This window comes from Streptomyces sp. NPDC048275, from assembly GCF_040652275.1.
Taxonomy (GTDB): domain Bacteria; phylum Actinomycetota; class Actinomycetes; order Streptomycetales; family Streptomycetaceae; genus Streptomyces.
Genome location: NZ_JBEZLR010000036.1, coordinates 64,342 through 83,505 on the forward strand (window position 1 = coordinate 64,342; position 19,164 = coordinate 83,505).

The following is a 19,164-nucleotide window of genomic DNA, read 5'->3' on the forward strand; positions in this document are numbered from 1 at the left end:
GATCCATCCGTACCGACACGTAACGAACGGCCCGTCGCAGGTGGGTTATCCACAGGCGGCGGGCCGCTGTGCTGCCCAGCCGTTAGTGTGGGCCCTCGTCCGAGACGTCCCGCTGTCCCCGCCGGACACAGGCGTCCACCGCAGTCCATCGAACCGGGGCCCGTACCTCGATGTCCGTGCACAGCCATACGGCAGCCGCCCAACACGACGCTGCTACCCCTGAGTTCCCGCGCCACGTGGTGACCGCGGTGCTCGTCTCCCACGACGGCGCCCGCTGGCTGCCCGAGGCGCTCGCCGGGCTGCTCGGCCAGGAGCGCCCCGTGCAGAACGCCGTGGCGGCCGACACCGGCAGCGCGGACGACTCCGCCCAGCTGCTCACCGACGCACTCGGCGCCGACCGGGTGCTGCACCTCGCCCGGCGCACCGGCTTCGGCCAGGCCGTCGAGGAGGCATCCCGCAACGCGGGTGTGCTCACTCCGGACGACCTGCCCTACCTGAAGCGCCCCAGCGGCTGGGACCCGGTCACCCGCAGCTGGCGCGACGACGCGTACGACATGCCGGAGTTCCCGCACGGCGAGCCCCAGCAGTGGCTGTGGCTGCTGCACGACGACTCGGCCCCTGAGCCCGACGCCCTGGCCCAACTGCTGCGCGTCGTGGAGAACGAACAGGAGCTCGGCAAGGAAGTCGCCGTCATCGGCCCCAAGCTCCGCGGCTGGTACGACCGCCGGGCGCTCCTCGAGGTCGGCGTCACCATCGCCAACTCCGGCCGCCGCTGGACCGGCCTGGACCGCCGTGAGCAGGACCAGGGCCAGCACGACCACGTCCACCCCGTGCTCGCCGTGTCCACCGCCGGCATGCTCATCCGGCGCGACGTCTTCGAGGAACTCGGCGGCTTCGACCGACGACTGCCCCTCATGCGCGACGACGTAGACCTGTGCTGGCGTGCCCAAGCCGCCGGACACCGCGTCCTCGTCGCCCCCGAAGCGGTCGTCCGGCACGCCGAGGCCGCCTCCCGCGAGCGCCGCACCGTCGACTGCGTGGGCCGTACCGCCGCCTCCCCGCACAAGGTCGACAAGGCGGGCGCCGTCTACACCCTCCTCGTCAACGCCCGTACGGCACAGCTGCCCTGGATCTTTGTCCGGCTCGTCCTCGGCACCCTGCTGCGCACGGTCGCCTACCTCGTCGGCAAGGTCCCCGGACAGGCCGTCGACGAGATCCGCGGCCTGCTGGGCACCCTGCTGCGCCCGGAGCGGATCCTCGCGGGCCGTCGCAGACGAGGCCGCCCCCAGGTCGACAAGGGCGAGCTGCGCCCGCTGTTCCCGCCGCCCGGCGCGACCGTGCGGGCCACCTTCGAACAGGTCGCGGGCAACCTCGTGGGCCAGGACGACCCCGACGCCGTCGCCGGTGTCGGACGGCACGGCGGCGCGGTCGAGTCCGGGCCCGGCGGCGACGACGCCGACTTCCTGGAGATCGAGCAGTTCGCCCGGCTCAAGCGCGTCGCCCGCAACCCGGGACCGATGCTCTTCCTGGTACTGCTGTTCGTCTCGCTCCTCGCCTGCCGTGATCTCCTCGGCGGCGGGGCGCTCGCGGGCGGTGCGCTGCTGCCCGCGCCCGCCGACGCCTCCGAGCTCTGGTCGCGCTATGTGGACGCCTGGCACCCGGTGGGCGCCGGCGGCACCCAGTCCGCGCCGCCGTATCTCGCGCTCGTCGCGCTGCTGTCCTCCCTGCTCCTCGGCTCCACCGGGCTCGCCGTCACCGTGCTCCTGGTGGCCTCCGTGCCGTTGGCCGGCTTCACCGCGTACTTCGCCTCCCGGCCCCTCGTCGAGTCGCGCCTGCTGCGCGCCTGGGCGTCCGTCGCGTACGCGTTCCTGCCCGCCGCCACCGGCGCCCTCGCCGGCGGCCGCATCGGCACCGCCTTCCTCGCCATCCTGCTGCCGTTCATCGCGCGCGCGGGCATCGCCGCGAGCGGGCTTACCCACTCCTCAGGGGCGCGCGGCAGCTGGCGCGCCACCTGGGCGTACGCCCTGCTGCTGACGTTCACCACGGCCTTCACGCCGATCATCTGGCCCATCGCCCTGGTCCTCGGAATCGCGCTCCTGGCAGTGCGCCGAAGGGAGATCATCGCCTACGGACCGCGCTTCCTGGCCCAGCTCGGCACCCCGCTGCTGGTCCTCGCCCCCTGGTCGCTGACGCTGCTCCCCTTCGGCTTCTTCGAGGAAGCCGGTCTGTCGTACGGCGAGAGCGCGGCCTCCGCACTCGACCTGCTCGGCGCCAGCCCCGGCGGCCCCGGGACCGTCAGCGGACTGATGCTCATCGGCATCGTGCTGGCGGCACTGGCCGCCCTGATGCGCTCGCAGCGTCAGGCCGGGATCTGGACGGCCTGGGCCGTCGCCCTGGTGGCGCTCGTCTTCGCCGTGCTGTCCAACGGCTCGACGTGGGCCGGCCCCGCCACCCTCGTCTACGGCCTCGCGCTGCTCGCCGCCGCCGCACTGGGCGCCGACGGGGCACGCGCGCGCGTGGCCGAGCAGAGCTTCGGCTGGCGCCAACCGGTCGCCGCCCTCATCGCGTTCGCGTCGGCCGCGGGCCCGCTGCTGGTGGCCGCCGGATGGATCATCGGCGGCGCCGACGGGCCCGTGGAGCGCCGGGACCCGGTGCAGGTACCCGCGTTCGTCGCCGAGGAGAGCGGCACCCGCGACCAGGCCCGCACCCTCGTCCTCGACAGCCAGTCGACCGCCACGGTCGGCTACACCCTCGTACGAGGCTCCGGCGCCCGCATGGGGGACGCCGAACTCGCGGCGGCGGGCGGTGAGAACACCAAGCTCGACAAGGTCGTCGCCAACCTCGTCGCCGGTTCCGGCGCCGACCAGGCCGACCAGCTCGGCGGCTTCGCCGTGCGCTACGTCCTGGTCCGCAAGGGCGCGCCCCGCGAGGTGAGCCGCGTCTTGGACGCCACCCCGGGACTGACCCGGCTCAGTCAGCAGGACGGCAGCGCCCTGTGGCGCCTCGACCGGCAGGTCTCGCGCGCCGCGATCGTCCCCAAGTCCGGCGAGCAGCTGTCCATCGCCGCCGGACCCGTCGAGGTGCACACCACCGTCCCCGCCGGGGCCGAGGGCCGCGTCCTGCGCCTCGCCGACACGGCCGACGAGGGCTGGACGGCCACCCTGGACGGAAAGCCGCTCACCCGCACCACGGTCGACGGCTGGGCACAGGGCTTCGAACTGCCCACGAACGGCGGCAAGTTGGACGTCGCCTTCGACGCCCCGATGAGCCACACCGGCTGGGTGTGGGCCCAGGGAGCGCTCGCCGTGGTCCTCGTCGTCCTCGCCCTGCCCGGGCGGCGCCGTGACATCGACGACGACCTCCCCGAGGAGCCGCTCGCCGCCGCCCAGGACGTCACGGGCGACGGCCGCCGCGCCCGCCGCCTGCGCGCCCAGGCCGAGGCTGAGGCCGAGGCCGAGGCCGAGCAGGCCGCACAGGACCCCGACACCCTTCCTCCTGCGGAGGAGGAGGTCCCGCGCGAGCCGGCCGCGGTCCCCCAGCAGCCGGCGTACGGCGAGTGGGACAACGCGAGCTACGCGGGCGCCGAGTACGGCACCTACGACGCCGAGCAGTACCAGGACCGGCAGCAGTACCCGGCCGGCACGTACGAGCAGCCGTACCAGGCGGACCCCTACCAGGCGGGGCAGTACGACCCGTACGCCTACGGGGGCACGACGCCGTACGACCAGACGTACACGCAGGGCTACGACGCCACGTACGACCCGACGCAGCCCCCGATGCCCCCGCAGCCGCCGCACGGCACCGACAGTGAGCGCCCCGACGGGAGCCAGCAGTGAACCGCACCACCCTGTCCCTGATCGCCGGCGCGACCGCGCTCGCCGCCGTCACCGGATTCGCCTCGATGAACGGGCCGTCCGCCGCCGGCGGCGCCACCGCCAAGGCGGCCGCGCAGCTGCCCGTGGAGCGCACCAGCCTGCTCTGCCCGCAGCCCAGCACCTCCGACCTCGCCGAGACGACGTACACGTCCTTCACGCCCGTCACCAAGGGCACGAGCGACAGCGGCGAGGCCGAACTCCAGGCCGCGGGCGAGGAGTCGGCGGACGCCGCGAGCGGAAAGAAGAGCGACAAGAAGGCCGCCAAGCCCGTCGTGGAGCCCGAGGAACCCGGCAAGCCGGCCACCGGCGACAGCTCGGGCGCACAGGCGCCCGCCCTCGTCGGTATCGCCGAGGGCAGGTTCGCGCCCGGCTGGACCGTCCAGGAGACCACCGAGGTCGCGGCGGGCACCGGCCGCGGTCTGCTCGGCACCAACTGCACCGCCCCGGACACCGAGTTCTGGTTCCCGGCCGCCAGCACCGCCGACAACCGCACCGACTATGTGCACCTGACCAACCCCGACGACTCGGCCGCGGTCGTCGACATCGAGCTGTACGGCAAGGACGGCACCCTCAAGTCCACGGTGGGCGAGGGCATCACGGTCCAGCCCCGTTCCAGCGAGCCGATCCTGCTGAACACGCTCACCGACACACCGCAGACCGACCTCACCGTGCATGTGACCGTCCGCAGCGGCCGGGTCGGCGCCGCCGTGCAGGCCCTGGACGAGGAGACCGGCGGTGACTGGCTGGCCGCCGCCACCGACCCGGCGGGCAGCCTGGTGGTGCCCGGCATCCCGAAGGACGCCACCTCCGTGCGCCTGGTCGCCTTCGTGCCCGGCGACCAGGACGCCGACCTGAAGGTGCGCCTGGCCTCGCCCACGGGCCTGATCACCCCCGCGGGGAGCGAGTCGCTGCACGTCAAGTCCGGTATGACCGCCGCGCTCGACCTCGGTGACGTCACGCGCGGCGAGGCGGGCTCCCTGGTCCTCACACCCACCAGCACCTCGGTGCCGGTCGTCGCCGCCGTGCGGGTCGTGCGGGGCAAGGGCGCCCAGCAGGAGACGGCGTTCATCCCGGCCACCGCTCCGGTGGCCGCGCGCGCGACGGTCGCCCAGAACAGCTCCAAGGGCACCACGCTCGCCGTTTCCGCACCCGGCCGCACCGCCGAGGTCAAGGTCACCGCGTCCGCCGGCAGCGAGGGCGGTACGGCGGCGACGAAGACGTTCACGATCAAGGGCGGCACCACCCAGAACGTCGAGGCACCGGTCCCGAGCGGCCTCAAGGGGACGTACGCGCTGACGGTGGAGCGGCTCTCCGGCGGCTCCGTCTACGCCTCGCGAACCCTCGCCCTCACCCAGAACGGCGTTTCCGGCTTCACCGTCCAGACCCTCCCGGACGACCACGGGACCGTGGCGGTGCCGGAAGCGGATCAGGATCTCTCGGTGCTGCTGAAGCAGTGATCCCGTACGGGTGGCGCAGTACGGATGATCCAGTCACGGGTGATCCGCCGGGTCCTCAAGGGGACCCGGCGGTCCTCAGTCCTCGCCGTAGCGAGGGTCGACCGTCTCCGGTGTCAGCCCCAGCAGCTCGGCGACCTGCTCCACGACGACCTCGTGCACCAGGGCGGCGCGCTCGTCGCGGCCCTTGGTGCGGATCTCGACCGGGCGACGGTAGATGACCACGCGCGCGGGCTGGCCCTCGTGCGCCGCGATCGTGCCGCCCAGGGGCACCGCCTCGTCGCTCCAGCCCTCGCCGGAGCCGTCCAGGCGGGGCACTTCGAGGACCAGGAAGTCGATGTCGGCGAGCTGCGGCCAGCGCCGCTCCAGCCGCTCCACGGAGTCCTGCACCAGGTCCGCGAAGACCTCGGCACGGCTCGCGGCCAGCGGCACCTGGGGCGGCGCGACAGGACCGCGCATGCCCCTTCCGTGGCGATCACGACGGCGGGGCCCTGGTGCGTCGGCGCGGGGCGGTACGGGGTTGTCCATCACTGACGAAGAGTAGTCCCCGCGAGGTTCGCGCGCCCGGCCCCCACGCGGCTGCCCGCAGACCGGTGGCAGGAAGCCCGGAGCCCTTCCCGGATGCCGCTCGTCCTCCCCTCCGGTCGCAGCTTGTCGCCCCTTCCGGATGCCACTCGACGTCCCCTCCGGATTGCGTCCGATACCCATGCCAGATGTCGCCCGATGACCATTCCGGCCAAGCTTGGGCTCGATTCCGTATCTCTCCAAGACCGCCGCTCACATGACACTTGACATGGTTTGCACCAACTGGTGACCGGATTCAGTTCTGTTCGGCATCTCGTCACGGGATGTCGCCCCAGGTCAGCGCGGCAAGTTCGGAGATGTGTGTGGGCGGTCTCACAGCACGACACGGTGGGGTGACCTGGGGGAGAGTCGTCGCGGCCCGCTCAAGAGTGCGGTACCGTCCAACGTCGTGAGCCCTGTACGTCGCTGTTCGCGCACCGCTTGCGGCCGTCCCGCCGTCGCGACGCTGACGTACGTCTATGCCGACTCGACCGCGGTCCTCGGCCCGCTCGCCACCTACGCCGAACCCCACTGCTACGACCTGTGCGCCGAGCACTCCGCTCGCCTCACCGCGCCACGCGGCTGGGAGGTCGTGCGGCTCGCCGACTCCTCGGGTCCCTCCCGCCCCAGCGGTGACGACCTCGAGGCGCTCGCCAACGCGGTGCGCGAGGCGGCCCGTCCGCAGCGGCGTGCCGCCGAGGCCGGTGGCGGCGGCAGCGCCCGCACGGCGGACCCGATGGAGGTCGCGCGCCGCGGCCATCTCCGCGTGCTGCGCTCGCCGGACAACTGAGGTCGATCGGTCCCCCCGTTCCACTGGGTGATGCACGCCCATTGACGTGAAGTTGTCGCGGACACGACCATTCCGTCAGACGTGAATTCCCTTTCCGCATGACGGAATCTGGGGAGGTACCCGTGTACGTCCAGGAACTGGAACCCGTGGCCGACTCGCTGGGCTTGTCCGCCCTTGTCGCGACCCTGCCCCTGGTCATCGTGCTGATCCTGCTCGGCGGCGTCCGTATGAAGGCGCATCTGGCCGGGCTCATCGGCCTCCTGACAGCCGCCCTCGTCGCGTGTCTCGCCTACGGCATGCCCGTCGACCAGACGCTCTCCAGTGCCGCCCAGGGAGCCGTTTTCGGCCTCTTCCCCATCCTGTGGATCGTCGTCAACGCCCTGTGGGTGTACCGGATGACCGTCCGCACCCGGCACTTCGACATCCTGCGCCGCTCCTTCGGGCGCCTGTCCGACGACCCGCGCATCCAGGCGCTCGTCGTCGCCTTCTGCTTCGGCGCGCTCCTGGAGGCCCTCGCGGGCTTCGGTGCGCCCGTCGCGATCTGCTCGGTGATGCTGGTCGCGCTCGGCTTCGACCCCGTCCGCGCCGCCGTCGTCGCGCTCGTCGCCAACACCGCGCCGGTCGCCTTCGGGGCGATGGGCACACCGGTCGTCACCCTCGCCCAAGTCACGGGCCTGCCCCTGGACTCGGTGGCCTCCGTGGTGGGCCGGCAGACACCCCTGCTGGCCCTCGTCGTCCCCCTGGTGCTCGTCGGCCTGGTCGACGGGCGGCGCGGACTGCGCGAGACCTGGGTACCCGCCCTGGCGTGCGGAGTCGCCTTCGCCATCGCCCAGTTCGCCGCCTCGAACTACGTCTCCGCGCAACTCGCCGACATCGGCGCGGCCTTGGCGGGAGCCGCCGCCTTGGTCGCCGTACCGCAGGCGCGCAGGGCGGCCGCCGAGCCCGTACGGGTCGCGGTCCTGACCGGCGTACGCAGCGAGGACCTGGACGAGGAGGACCCGCGCCCCGAAGTCGTACGCGCCTACGCCCCGTACGCGCTGATCGTCGCCATCTTCTCCGTCGCCCAGATCCCCGCCGTCAAGGACTGGCTGGCCAAGGCGACCCGCACCTTCGACTGGCCCTTCCTGGACGTCGTGAACCCGGACGGAGACCCGGTCGGCGGCAATGTATTCACCTGGCCCGTCGTCTCGACCGGCGGCACGCTCGTGCTGCTCGCCGGGCTGTGCACGGCCGTCGTTCTCGGGGTGCACGCGCGCGTGGCCGTCAAGGAATGGGTGGCGACGGTCCACGAGTTGAGGTTCGCGATCCTCACCGTGACGTCCGTCCTTGCCCTCGCCTACGTCATGAACCTCTCCGGACAGGCGGCCACGATCGGCCACTTCGTGGCGGCCGCCGGTGCGGGACTCGCCTTCCTGTCACCGGTGCTGGGCTGGTTCGGCGTGGCCGTCTCCGGCTCGGACACCTCGGCGAACGCCCTTTTCGGCGCCCTTCAGGTGAGCGCGGCCCGCGAGTCGGGGCTGTCCCCCGAACTGCTCGCCGCCGCCAACAGCTCGGGCGGCGTGCTGGGCAAGATGATCTCGCCGCAGAACCTCACCATCGCGTGCGCGGCCGTCGGGCTCGCGGGCCGCGAGGGAGACCTGCTGCGCAAGGTTCTGCCATGGAGTGTCGGACTGCTGCTGATCATGTGTCTGATCGTGGTGGGGCAGAGCTCGCCGGTCCTGGAGTGGATGTTGCCCTGACCCGGCACGCTGCACCCGCGTCACGACACGGCCCGACACTGCCCGACACTGCCCGACACTGCCCCGACACGGTTTCCCGGGTGACGGACGCGCGTCCGATCAGCCGCTTCACAGCGGATTGTCAGCCCGGACGGGTAGTTTGAGGTGACCGAAGTGGACTTCTGGAGGGTTGGCCGTGACTGCTGATCTGTCGCAGCTCGTGAAGGCGTACGACGTACGCGGGGTGGTCCCGGACCAGTGGGACGAGTCGCTGGCCGAGCTGTTCGGGGCAGCCTTCGTCCAGGTGACCGGTGCGGACGCCATCGTGATCGGGCACGACATGCGGCCCTCGTCGCCCGGCCTCTCGCGCGCCTTCGCGCGCGGTGCGGCGGCGCGCGGTGTCGACGTGACCGAAATCGGGCTGTGCTCGACGGACCAGCTCTACTACGCGTCGGGCGCGTTCGACCTGCCCGGCGCCATGTTCACGGCCTCGCACAACCCCGCCCAGTACAACGGCATCAAGATGTGCCGCGCGGGCGCGGCCCCGGTCGGCCAGGACACCGGCCTCTCCGAGATCCGCGAACTCGTCGAGTCCTGGCTCGACTCGGGCGCCCCGACCTCGGACGCGACACCGGGAACGATCACGCAGCGGGACACGTTGGAGGACTACGCGGCGCACCTCCGCTCGCTCGTCGACCTGACGTCCATCCGCCCCCTGAAGGTCGTGGTCGACGCGGGCAACGGCATGGGCGGGCACACGGTCCCGACCGTCTTCGCCGGCCTGCCCCTGGACCTCGTCCCCATGTACTTCGAACTGGACGGCACGTTCCCCAACCACGAGGCGAACCCGCTGGACCCGGCGAACATCGTGGACCTCCAGCAGCGCGTGCGCGAGGAGAGCGCCGACCTCGGCATCGCCTTCGACGGCGACGCGGACCGCTGCTTCGTCGTCGACGAGAACGGCGACCCGGTCTCCCCGTCCGCGGTCACCGCCCTGGTCGCCGCCCGCGAACTCGGCAAGCACGGCGGCGGCACGGTCATCCACAACCTCATCACCTCCTGGTCGGTGCCCGAGGTCGTCCGGGAGCACGGCGGCACCCCGGTCCGCACCCGCGTCGGCCACTCCTTCATCAAGGCCGAGATGGCCCGTACGGGCGCGATCTTCGGCGGCGAGCACTCCGCGCACTACTACTTCCGCGACTTCTGGAACGCCGACACGGGCATGCTGGCCGCCCTCCACGTCCTCGCCGCCCTCGGCGGCCAGGACGGCCCGCTCTCCCAGCTTGTCGCCTCCTACGACCGCTACGCGGGCTCCGGCGAGATCAACTCCACCGTCGACGACCAGACGGCCCGCCTCGCCGCGATCAAGGCCGCCTACGAGGGCCGCGAGGGCCTCACCATCGACGAGCTCGACGGTCTGACCGTCACCGCCGACGACTGGTGGTTCAACGTCCGCCCCTCCAACACGGAACCCCTCCTCCGCCTGAACGCCGAGGCCAAGGACGAGGCCACGATGGCAAAGGCGAGGGACGAGGTCCTGGAAATCATCAGAGGCTGAAGGTCATCCGCTCCGGCCGGCGATCGATCTTTCAGCCCGTCCGGCGCTTGAGGACGAGCCCTGCGGGCGACCGGGGGTCTGGGGGGCAAAGCCCCCAGGAACGGGACGGGTAGGGGCGGCGGGGGCGAAAGAACGGCCGCCCCGCCCCCCCAAGCCAGCGCAGCGCCCCGGCACACAACCCCCCACAGCGGTACGCTGACCAGGCCGCATCAACCCTGTTCGAAAGGACACCCCATGCCGCTCGAAGCCGGCCTCCTGGAGATCCTCGCCTGCCCGGCCTGCCACGCCCCGCTCAAGGAGCAGGAGAGCGAGCTGGTCTGTACGGGACAGGACTGCGGCCTTGCCTACCCCGTCCGGGACGGCATCCCCGTACTGCTCGTCGACGAGGCCCGCCGCCCCGCGTAAGCGGCGCACGGCGCACCCAGGACACAGCCGACAAGGCGATACAGGCGCGATACAGGCGACACACCGGCGATCGGGAGGCTGCCGACCCATGCTCGACGAATCGCTGCTCGACGACCCGGAGGCGCTCGCCCGCGCCGACCGGCGCGAGCTGCTCCGGGGCGCCGCGGAGGCCGGCGCCCGTGTGCGTACGGCGGTCCGGCACGCCGCGGAGGCCGGGATCCAGGAGCTGAAGCCGGACGGCCGCCCGCGCGCCGTCCTGATCGCCGGCCCCGGTTTGGCCGCCACCGGCGTCGCCGAACTGCTCGGCACGCTCGCCGGCGCGAGCTGTCCCTTCAGCCGGCTCACTCCCACCGGCGTCGCCCCCGCCGGGGGCGCCCTGCGCTGGGAGCTGCCCGGCTGGGCGGGCCCGGTGGACCTCCTGCTGATCGCCACACCCGACGGATACGAGCCGGGCCTCGAACTCCTGGTCGAGCAGGCGTACCGGCGCGGCAGCTCCGTCGTCGCGGTGGCCCCCGCCGGCACTCCGATCACGGAAGCGGTGGAGGGCGCGCACGGCCTGTTCGTACCGATGGCGACCGCCCCGTACGAGCCGGAGTCGCCCCTGGCGGCCTCCGCCCCCGGCGTCCTGTGGGCGCTGCTCACCCCGCTTCTCGCACTGCTGGACCGCACCGGTCTGGTCTCCGCCCCACCCGAGGTGCTGCAGAAGGTCGCCGACCGCCTCGACCGCGTCGCCGAACGCTGCGGCCCGGCCATCGCCACCTACGGCAACCCCGCCAAGACCCTCGCGGCCGAACTCGCCGAAGCGCTCCCGGTGATCTGGACAGAGGGCACCTCCGCGGGCCCCGCGGGCCGCCGCTTCACCGCCGCCCTCGCGGAGCTGGCGGGCCGCCCCGCGCTCACCGCCGAACTTCCGGAGGCGCTCGCCTCCCACAGCGTCCTGCTCGCGGGCGCACTCGCCGCGGGCGCCGACCCCGACGACTTCTTCCGCGACCGCGTCGAGGAGGCACAGGCCCTCCACGCGCGCGTCGTGCTCCTGCGCGACCGCCCGACCGGCGGCCTCACCGCCGCACCCTCCGCCCGTGAGCTCGCCCTCAGCCACGACACCGCGATCAGCGAGCTCGACCCCGAGGAGGGCTCCGAACTGGAGACCCTCGCGGAACTGATCGCCGTCACGGATTTCGCCGCCGTTTACCTGGCGCTCGCTTCGAGGGCCTGATGTTGGTCCGCACCAGCTGACGCACACCTGGTGAAGAAGGCCTGCCGAGCACCGCACGTACGGAGAAGACGACACACCATGGACCGCCTCGACAACACCGTCCGCCCCTACGCCTGGGGCTCGACCACCGCCATACCGCGGCTGCTCGGCGTGCAGCCGACCGGTGAGCCGCAGGCGGAGATGTGGATGGGCGCCCACCCGGGCGCGCCCTCGCGCACCGCGCGCGGTCCCCTCACCGAAGTCATAGACGAGGACCCCGAGCAGGAACTCGGCCGGGCGGCCGTCGCCAAGTTCGGCCCCCGCCTGCCGTTCCTGCTGAAGATCCTCGCCGCGGGAGCCCCCCTCTCCCTCCAGGTGCACCCCAACCTGGAGCAGGCGAAGGAGGGCTACGAGGACGAGGAGGAGCGGGGCATCCCGATGGACGCCCCGCACCGCAACTACAAGGACGCCAACCACAAACCCGAACTGATCTGCGCCCTCACCGAGTTCGACGGCCTGTGCGGTTTCCGCGCCCCCGACGAGACCGCCGAACTGCTCGCGGGCCTGGACGTCGACTCCCTCAAGCCGTACGTCGACCTGCTGCACGCCCACCCCGAAGAGGCCGCCCTGCGCGAGGTCCTCACGGCGCTGCTCTCCGCCGACCGCGAGGAGATGGCCCGCACGGTCAACGAGACCGCGGCCGCCTGCGCCCGCCTCGGCGGCGCCTACGCCCCGTACGTGGACCTCGCCCACCACTACCCGGGCGACCCCGGAGTCATCGCAGCGATGCTCCTCAACTACGTCCAACTGCAACCCGGTGAAGCCCTGTTCCTCGGCGCCGGAGTCCCGCACGCCTACCTCAACGGCCTCGGCGTCGAGATCATGGCCAACTCCGACAACGTCCTGCGCTGCGGCCTGACCCCCAAGCACGTCGACGTCCCCGAACTTCTGCGCATCGTCCACTTCGAGGCGGGCGACCCCGGCGTACTGCGCCCGGAGGCCTCCCCGGACGGCGAGGAGGTCTACGCGACCCCCATCGACGAGTTCCACCTCTCCCGGTACGCACTGGCGGCGGGCGCGGGCCCGCACGACCTGACGCGCGCGACCCCGCAGATCCTGCTCTGCACGGCGGGCGAGGTGCGGGCGGACGGCAGCACGCTGACCCCCGGCCAGTCGGTCTTCGTACCGGCCGGACAAAAGGCCGAAGTGTCCGGGTCCGGCACGATCTTCCGTGCGACAGTGGTGGTTTGACGGGGCGACTGTGGTGGCCTGACGCACCGCTGTCGGGCCGGGCTGCAACAATGACCCACCGTAAAGGGTGGGCAAAGCCCGGACGGGCGTACGAAGGGACAGCAGGAGCACATGAGCGCTTCAGGCGGCACCAAGGCGATCGTGGCGGCACTCGCCGCCAACCTCGCGATCGCGGTAGCGAAGTTCGTGGCGTTCCTCTTCAGCGGCTCGTCCTCGATGCTCGCCGAGTCCGTGCACTCGGTCGCCGACTCCGGCAACCAGGGCCTGCTCCTGCTCGGCGGCAAGAAGGCGCAACGCGAGGCGACTCCGCAGCACCCCTTCGGGTACGGCCGCGAGCGCTATATCTACGCCTTCCTCGTCTCGATCGTCCTCTTCTCGGTCGGCGGCATGTTCGCCATCTACGAGGGCTACGAGAAGATCAAGGACCCGCACGAGATCGAGCACTGGTACTGGCCGGTGGGCGTGCTGGTGTTCGCGATCATCGCGGAGTCGTTCTCCTTCCGGACGGCCATCAAGGAGTCCAACCCCTTGCGAGGCACGAAGTCCTGGAAGGACTTCGTCCGCCACGCCAAGGCACCCGAACTGCCGGTCGTCCTCCTGGAGGACCTCGGCGCACTGGTCGGTCTGATCCTCGCGCTCGGCGGCGTCGGCCTGGCCCTGCTCACCGGCGATGGCGTCTGGGACGGCATCGGCACGCTCTGCATCGGCATCCTGCTCATCCTGATCGCGCTGGTCCTCGCCGCGGAGACCAAGTCGCTTCTCCTGGGCGAGGCCGCGGGCACCGAAGAGGTCCAGAAGATCGAGGCCGCCATCGTCGCCGGCGACACGGTCACCGGGATCATCCACATGCGCACCCTCCACCTCGGCCCCGAGGAACTGCTCGTCGCCGCCAAGATCGCCGTCCAGCACGACAACACGGCCGCCGAGGTCGCCGCCGCGATCGATGCCGCCGAGGCCCGCATCCGCGCCTCCGTCCCGATCGCTCGTGTGATCTACCTGGAGCCGGACATCTACAGCGAGGCGGAGGCCGCGAAGGGCCCCGACCGAGGCGCGGCACCTGGCGGCCCGGCCCAGCCGACCGAACACTGACCGCCACCTCTGCCTGTACGCCTCTGGGGCCCGCCTGAAGTCCAGGCGGGCCCCAGCCGCTGTCGGCGGCGGTTTCCGACCGCACGCACGTATGGCTGATGCCGATCGGGCGAAGACCGACCGGACAACTCACGCCGATCTCCTCACGCCATCGTCCAGCCGAACACCATCCAGAAGCCGCGCAGGATCACTTCCCGCGGACGGCCCTGTCTCTGGCCTGATGCATCCGCAGGAAACCGGCCGCGTACACAACCGGGCTGGGGCGGGCTGGGCCGACCGGTGTAGCTTGGTGCCTTAGCCAGACGTCGCTGCTGATGGCGGTCGGGCGGTCCCACCGCGGACCGGCCGAGGGAGAGAGGGCCTCCGACGGACTGCGCTGCGCGCACCGGGCACGCCTGTGCCCAGACCGGGCATGCCTATGCCCGCCGGCGCGCAGACCAGCCGTACCACCTCGCCCCTGATCCCGATCCCGAGGAGCAGCCCGACATGACGACTGTCGACAACCGACAGGACTTCAAGGTCGCCGACCTCTCCCTGGCCGCGTTCGGCCGCAAGGAGATCACCCTCGCCGAGCACGAGATGCCCGGCCTGATGTCGATCCGCAAGGAGTACGCCGAAGCGCAGCCCCTCGCGGGCGCCCGCGTCACCGGCTCCCTGCACATGACGGTGCAGACCGCCGTCCTCATCGAGACCCTGGTCGCCCTGGGCGCCGAGGTCCGCTGGGCCTCCTGCAACATCTTCTCCACCCAGGACCACGCCGCCGCCGCCATCGCGGTCGGCCCGAACGGCACGCCCGAGAACCCGCAGGGCGTCCCGGTCTTCGCCTGGAAGGGCGAGACCCTGGAGGAGTACTGGTGGTGCACGGAGCAGGCTCTGACCTGGCCGAACACCCCCACCGGCGGCCCGAACATGATCCTGGACGACGGCGGTGACGCCACCCTCCTCGTCCACAAGGGCGTCGAGTACGAGAAGGAAGGCAAGGTCCCCTCCGTCGACACCGCCGAGTCCGAGGAGCACCGCTTCGTCCTCGAACTCCTGCACCGCACCATCAGCGACGGCTCGCAGAAGTGGACTCAGCTCGCTTCGGAGATCCGCGGCGTGACCGAAGAGACCACGACCGGCGTCCACCGTCTCTACGAGATGCACCGCGACGGCAGCCTCCTGTTCCCGGCGATCAACGTGAACGACGCCGTCACCAAGTCGAAGTTCGACAACAAGTACGGCTGCCGCCACTCCCTGATCGACGGCATCAACCGCGCCACCGACGTCCTCATCGGTGGTAAGACCGCGGTTGTCTTCGGCTACGGCGACGTGGGCAAGGGCTGCGCGGAGTCCCTGCGCGGACAGGGCGCCCGCGTGATCATCACCGAGATCGACCCGATCTGCGCGCTGCAGGCCGCGATGGACGGCTTCCAGGTCACGACCCTTGACGAGGTCGTCGAGACGGCCGACATCTTCGTCACCACGACCGGCAACAAGGACATCATCATGGCCAGCGACATGGCCAAGATGAAGCACCAGGCGATCGTCGGGAACATCGGCCACTTCGACAACGAGATCGACATGGCCGGCCTGGCGCAGATCCCGGGCATCGTCAAGGACGAGGTCAAGCCGCAGGTCCACACCTGGAAGTTCCCGGACGGCAAGGTGCTCATCGTGCTGTCGGAGGGCCGTCTGCTGAACCTGGGCAACGCCACCGGCCACCCGTCGTTCGTGATGTCCAACTCGTTCGCGGACCAGACCCTGGCCCAGATCGAGCTGTTCACCAAGCCGTCCGAGTACCCGATCGACGTCTATGTGCTGCCCAAGCACCTCGACGAGAAGGTCGCCCGCCTCCACCTTGACGCCCTCGGCGTGAAGCTCACCACGCTCCGCCCCGAGCAGGCCGCCTACATCGGCGTAGAGGTCGAAGGCCCGTTCAAGCCGGACCACTACCGCTACTGAGCACCCCGCCGAGCAGCGGTACCACCGCTCGGCATCCGGATGTCAGCAGGCCCTCGCCCTCGCGGCGGGGGCCTGTCCCCGATGAGGACCTGAACGCCCATGCCCCGCGGCCGCTATTCGCTCCATGATTTGCACGATCACACCCTCCTCGCCGAAGAACACTTCCACTGCGCGCCTGGCCCCTCCGGCTGGCGCTACGTCTCCCAGCTGACCACCCCCTCCGGCGACCATGCAGGCTCCGTCGACCTCGCCCTCGACGAGCTGGGCCGCCCCATCCGCCTCGAACTTCACGCGGCGAGCTGGCAGGTCCGCGGCGCCGCGCTCGACGGCGTCACCTGGGTCCGTACCGACCCCACGGGCACCCAGGCCACCGAAGGCAATGTCCCCGCCCACGCTTTCACCGGCACGTCCCCCGCGTTCCTCATCGCCACCGCACGCCTTCTGCGCCTCACCCCCGACACCTCCGCAACCCGTGTCCGCCTCGTCGCTTTCACCGACCCGGTCCTTGCCCCCCGCACTCTCGACCAGTCCTGGGCCTTGATCTCGAGAGAAACACACGCCACTGACAATGGCCCCCTGGCGGTGGACGAATACCAGGTCACAGCGCTGGACACGGGGGAGCAGCACACCGTGCACATCTCGGGGGACGTGGTCCTGGCGGCGCCCGGCATCGAGCTGGAGCATCTCGAGTCGCCGCCGTCGGTGTTCGCCTGACGTTCGGTTACGCGGGGGGCGCGAACCCGGTCGCGGGGCGGTCGACCTGTTCGACCGGTTCGCCCTGCGGTACCGCCGACTGCGGCGCCTGCTGTGCCGACGTCCCGGGCGGTTCCGAGATCGGGATGGGCATCGGGGACGGGGACTGATACGTGACGCCTGGGGCCGCAGGAGATGAGACAGCCGCCGAGGGATCTGCGTACGGGTTTGCGTAATGCCCTGGTTGCCGCACGGCCGGGCCACCCCCCACGGGCATCCCGGCGATCAGCCCGCCAGGGCCCGCGGGGCTTGTCCTGCCCGCCTCACCGCCGAAAGCCCGCCGAGCGTCCCGTGCCTGCCGCTCCTGCACCACAGCCGCCAAATATGCGGCAGCCGGAACCTCCCGCGGCGCGGGCGTCCCCGTGCAGGCAGCGACATCGGAGGCAAGTCGCTCCGCCATCGCCCCACCGACCTGCGGATCCAGTTGTTGCATCCGCGTCAGGTACTGACGAATGGCGAGCCACAGTCCATCCGGCACGGCCGACAGATCAAGACCTGAGAATCGCCCGGCCAGCCAGGGCGGCGGCGGCGGCACGAACGCCGTACGCCCGACCGGAATCCTTTCGCGAACGACAAGGGTCCCGGCAAACACGTCACCGAGCCGTCGACCCCGTTCCGACACGAGGGAGGCTATACACGCGACGATCCCGAACGTCATCAGAATCTCGACCACACCGATGGCGCCACGCACCAGCGCATGCCGAAACCGGATCGGCCCTCCGTCGTCCCGCACCACCCGCAGCCCGCAGGCGAGCTTCCCCAGCGAACGGCCGTGGCTCAGCGTCTCGACCGCGATCGGCCCACCGACCAGCAGCAGAATGAAACTCGCGATCGAGATCGCGATCTGCGCCGCCTCGTCCAGGGCCGCCGTCGCAGCCACCAGCCCGATGGTGACGATGACATAGGCGGCCATCGCCACGATCAGATCGAGCAGCACGGCGAGCGCCCGGCTCGGCAGCTTCGCGGGGCGCAGCTCAAGCGCCACCGCCTCGCCCGTCACTAGCTCACTCACGCGCGCATTCCTTCCCCTGACCTGCCTCGAGAACTGCCAGTCTGCCAAGCTGAGGGCACATCGCGCCCCGGTACGACAAGCTGACACGCAGTACGAGAGGACGAGGAGCAGCAGAACCGATGGACCTCGACGTCTTCGTGTCCGCCCACCGCGCCGAGTGGGACCGCCTCGACGCGCTGCTGCGCCGCCAGCGCCGGCTCACGGGAGCCGAAGCCGACGAGCTGGTCGCTCTCTACCAACGCACGGCCACCCATCTCTCCCTGATCCAGTCCAGCGCCCCGGACCCGCAGCTCACCGGTCGCCTCAGCCAACTGGTGGCACGCGCGCGCAGCGCCGTGACAGGCACCCGCCGCGCTTCCTGGCGCGATGTCACCCGCTTCCTCACGCACGGTTTCCCCGCGGCGGTCTACCGCTCGCGCCACTGGTGGGTTCCCACCGCACTCCTCTCCACCGCCGTCGCGGTCCTCCTGGGGTGGTGGATCGGCACACACCCCGACGTCCAGTCCTCGATTGCGGCTCCCAGCGAACTGCGCCAGCTCACACGCCCCGGCGGTGAGTACGAGACCTACTACTCCAGCCACCCGGCCGCGTCCTTCGCGGCGCAGGTCTGGACGAACAACGCCCAGGCCGCCGCGATGTGCCTGGTCCTGGGCGTCTTCCTGGGCATACCGGTCCTCTGGATCCTCTTCCAGAACATGCTCAACGTCGGCGTCGGCATAGGCCTGATGTCGTCGGCCGGCCGTCTCGACACCTTCCTCGGATTGATCCTTCCGCACGGCCTTCTGGAACTGACTGCCGTCTTCGTGGCAGCGGGCACAGGTCTACGACTGGGATGGACCTTGATAGACCCCGGTCCTCGCTCGCGCCGCACAGCACTCGCCGAAGAAGGCCGAGCTGCCCTCGGCATGGCAATAGGCCTGGCACTGGTCCTCTTCATCTCGGGCGCCATCGAAGGCTTCGTCACGCCGTCCGGTCTGCCCACCTGGGCCCGCATCGGTATCGGAATCGCAGCTGAACTGGTCTTCCTCGCGTACGTCTATGTCCTGGGCGGCCGCGCCGCGCGGGCCGGTGAGACCGGCGACGTCGAGGAGTCCGAGCGCAGCGCCACGCTGCCGACGGCCGCCTGACGTGCGGACACGGCCGCTGACCTGCTAGTCTCCTCTTCGCCCCACAAGGACTGTTGACACGGTGCTGGTGGGGAGGTAGATTCAAACAGTTGCCTAGAGCTGGACAAGTCCAGACGGTGGCGGTCACATCTGCCAGCTTCTTGTGAATGTGATTCCCGAGAAGCACCTCCCGATCATTCAGGAATGAGCGGCCGGTAAGACCGGCCAACAACTTCTGATAAAGTCGGAATCGCCGAAAGAGAGCCGGAAGGCAATCGAATAGGCAAAGGCCTCCAACGGCCACTGGAAATGAATTCCAACCGGAAACGGAACGGAAAACGGATCTGGTAGGGTTGGAAACGCAAGACCGAAGGGAAGCGCCCGGAGGAAAGCCTGAGAGAGTCTCTCGGGTGAGTACAAAGGAAGCGTCCGTTCCTTGAGAACTCAACA

At 71.0% G+C, this 19,164-nt stretch carries 14 protein-coding genes; 12 read left to right on the forward strand and 2 right to left on the reverse strand.

The window, feature by feature from the left end:
* The first annotated feature begins 170 nt into the window (after window positions 1-170).
* The gene (locus AB0D57_RS22195; protein ID WP_362075428.1) at window positions 171-3,836 is read left to right on the forward strand and encodes a glycosyltransferase; all 3,666 of its coding nucleotides are present in this window, start codon (window positions 171-173) and stop codon (window positions 3,834-3,836) included.
* The gene (locus AB0D57_RS22200; RefSeq protein WP_362075431.1) at window positions 3,833-5,332 is read left to right on the forward strand and encodes a DUF5719 family protein; all 1,500 of its coding nucleotides are present in this window, start codon (window positions 3,833-3,835) and stop codon (window positions 5,330-5,332) included. The genes AB0D57_RS22195 and AB0D57_RS22200 overlap by 4 nt, the downstream gene beginning before the upstream one ends.
* Window positions 5,333-5,407: 75 nt before the next feature.
* On the opposite strand, the gene AB0D57_RS22205 is transcribed toward AB0D57_RS22200, so the two are convergent.
* Window positions 5,408-5,857 carry a metallopeptidase family protein gene (locus AB0D57_RS22205; protein ID WP_362075474.1) on the reverse strand — a complete coding sequence of 150 codons (450 nt, stop codon included), beginning with the start codon at window positions 5,855-5,857 and terminating at the stop codon, window positions 5,408-5,410.
* Between the two features lie 394 nt (window positions 5,858-6,251).
* Here AB0D57_RS22205 and AB0D57_RS22210 point away from each other — a divergent pair, with 394 nt between their 5' ends.
* The 9 genes from AB0D57_RS22210 (at window position 6,252) to AB0D57_RS22250 (ending at window position 16,557) form a co-directional block, all read left to right on the forward strand.
* Window positions 6,252-6,683, forward strand: a complete 432-nt coding sequence (locus AB0D57_RS22210) for a DUF3499 domain-containing protein (RefSeq protein ID WP_362075477.1) — start codon at window positions 6,252-6,254, stop codon at window positions 6,681-6,683.
* A 122-nt stretch (window positions 6,684-6,805) separates the two neighbouring features.
* Window positions 6,806-8,422, forward strand: a complete 1,617-nt coding sequence (locus tag AB0D57_RS22215) for an L-lactate permease (protein WP_362075480.1) — start codon at window positions 6,806-6,808, stop codon at window positions 8,420-8,422.
* Between the two features lie 175 nt (window positions 8,423-8,597).
* Window positions 8,598-9,959 carry a phosphomannomutase/phosphoglucomutase gene (locus AB0D57_RS22220; RefSeq protein ID WP_362075434.1) on the forward strand — a complete coding sequence of 454 codons (1,362 nt, stop codon included), beginning with the start codon at window positions 8,598-8,600 and terminating at the stop codon, window positions 9,957-9,959.
* A 234-nt stretch (window positions 9,960-10,193) separates the two neighbouring features.
* On the forward strand, window positions 10,194-10,364 hold the full coding sequence (locus tag AB0D57_RS22225) for a Trm112 family protein (protein ID WP_266699539.1): 171 nt from the start codon (window positions 10,194-10,196) through the stop codon (window positions 10,362-10,364).
* Window positions 10,365-10,452: 88 nt separating this feature from the next.
* Window positions 10,453-11,580, forward strand: coding sequence for an SIS domain-containing protein (locus tag AB0D57_RS22230; protein ID WP_362075438.1), 1,128 nt, complete (start codon window positions 10,453-10,455; stop codon window positions 11,578-11,580).
* A gap of 78 nt (window positions 11,581-11,658) precedes the next feature.
* Window positions 11,659-12,810, forward strand: coding sequence for a mannose-6-phosphate isomerase, class I (gene manA, locus AB0D57_RS22235; RefSeq protein ID WP_362075441.1), 1,152 nt, complete (start codon window positions 11,659-11,661; stop codon window positions 12,808-12,810).
* A gap of 111 nt (window positions 12,811-12,921) precedes the next feature.
* Window positions 12,922-13,899, forward strand: a complete 978-nt coding sequence (locus tag AB0D57_RS22240) for a cation transporter (RefSeq protein WP_362075444.1) — start codon at window positions 12,922-12,924, stop codon at window positions 13,897-13,899.
* Window positions 13,900-14,385: 486 nt separating this feature from the next.
* On the forward strand, window positions 14,386-15,843 hold the full coding sequence (gene ahcY, locus AB0D57_RS22245; RefSeq protein ID WP_362075447.1) for an adenosylhomocysteinase: 1,458 nt from the start codon (window positions 14,386-14,388) through the stop codon (window positions 15,841-15,843).
* Window positions 15,844-15,942: 99 nt separating this feature from the next.
* Window positions 15,943-16,557 carry a hypothetical protein gene (locus AB0D57_RS22250; protein ID WP_362075450.1) on the forward strand — a complete coding sequence of 205 codons (615 nt, stop codon included), beginning with the start codon at window positions 15,943-15,945 and terminating at the stop codon, window positions 16,555-16,557.
* Window positions 16,558-16,564: 7 nt separating this feature from the next.
* On the opposite strand, the gene AB0D57_RS22255 is transcribed toward AB0D57_RS22250, so the two are convergent.
* On the reverse strand, window positions 16,565-17,608 hold the full coding sequence (locus AB0D57_RS22255; RefSeq protein WP_362075483.1) for an RDD family protein: 1,044 nt from the start codon (window positions 17,606-17,608) through the stop codon (window positions 16,565-16,567).
* Between the two features lie 119 nt (window positions 17,609-17,727).
* Here AB0D57_RS22255 and AB0D57_RS22260 point away from each other — a divergent pair, with 119 nt between their 5' ends.
* Window positions 17,728-18,735, forward strand: coding sequence for a stage II sporulation protein M (locus AB0D57_RS22260; protein WP_362075453.1), 1,008 nt, complete (start codon window positions 17,728-17,730; stop codon window positions 18,733-18,735).
* The last annotated feature ends 429 nt before the right edge of the window (window positions 18,736-19,164 follow it).

What these genes read in the sequence shown, in the direction of transcription:
- AB0D57_RS22195 (WP_362075428.1), top strand. Translation starts at nt 171, where the DNA reads ATGTCCGTGCACAGCCATACGGCAGCCGCCCAACACGACGCTGCTACC.
- AB0D57_RS22205 (WP_362075474.1), bottom strand. Translation starts at nt 5,857, where the DNA reads ATGGACAACCCCGTACCGCCCCGCGCCGACGCACCAGGGCCCCGCCGT.
- AB0D57_RS22225 (WP_266699539.1), top strand. Translation starts at nt 10,194, where the DNA reads ATGCCGCTCGAAGCCGGCCTCCTGGAGATCCTCGCCTGCCCGGCCTGC.
- AB0D57_RS22230 (WP_362075438.1), top strand. Translation starts at nt 10,453, where the DNA reads ATGCTCGACGAATCGCTGCTCGACGACCCGGAGGCGCTCGCCCGCGCC.
- manA (WP_362075441.1), top strand. Translation starts at nt 11,659, where the DNA reads ATGGACCGCCTCGACAACACCGTCCGCCCCTACGCCTGGGGCTCGACC.
- AB0D57_RS22240 (WP_362075444.1), top strand. Translation starts at nt 12,922, where the DNA reads ATGAGCGCTTCAGGCGGCACCAAGGCGATCGTGGCGGCACTCGCCGCC.
- ahcY (WP_362075447.1), top strand. Translation starts at nt 14,386, where the DNA reads ATGACGACTGTCGACAACCGACAGGACTTCAAGGTCGCCGACCTCTCC.
- AB0D57_RS22250 (WP_362075450.1), top strand. Translation starts at nt 15,943, where the DNA reads ATGCCCCGCGGCCGCTATTCGCTCCATGATTTGCACGATCACACCCTC.
- AB0D57_RS22260 (WP_362075453.1), top strand. Translation starts at nt 17,728, where the DNA reads ATGGACCTCGACGTCTTCGTGTCCGCCCACCGCGCCGAGTGGGACCGC.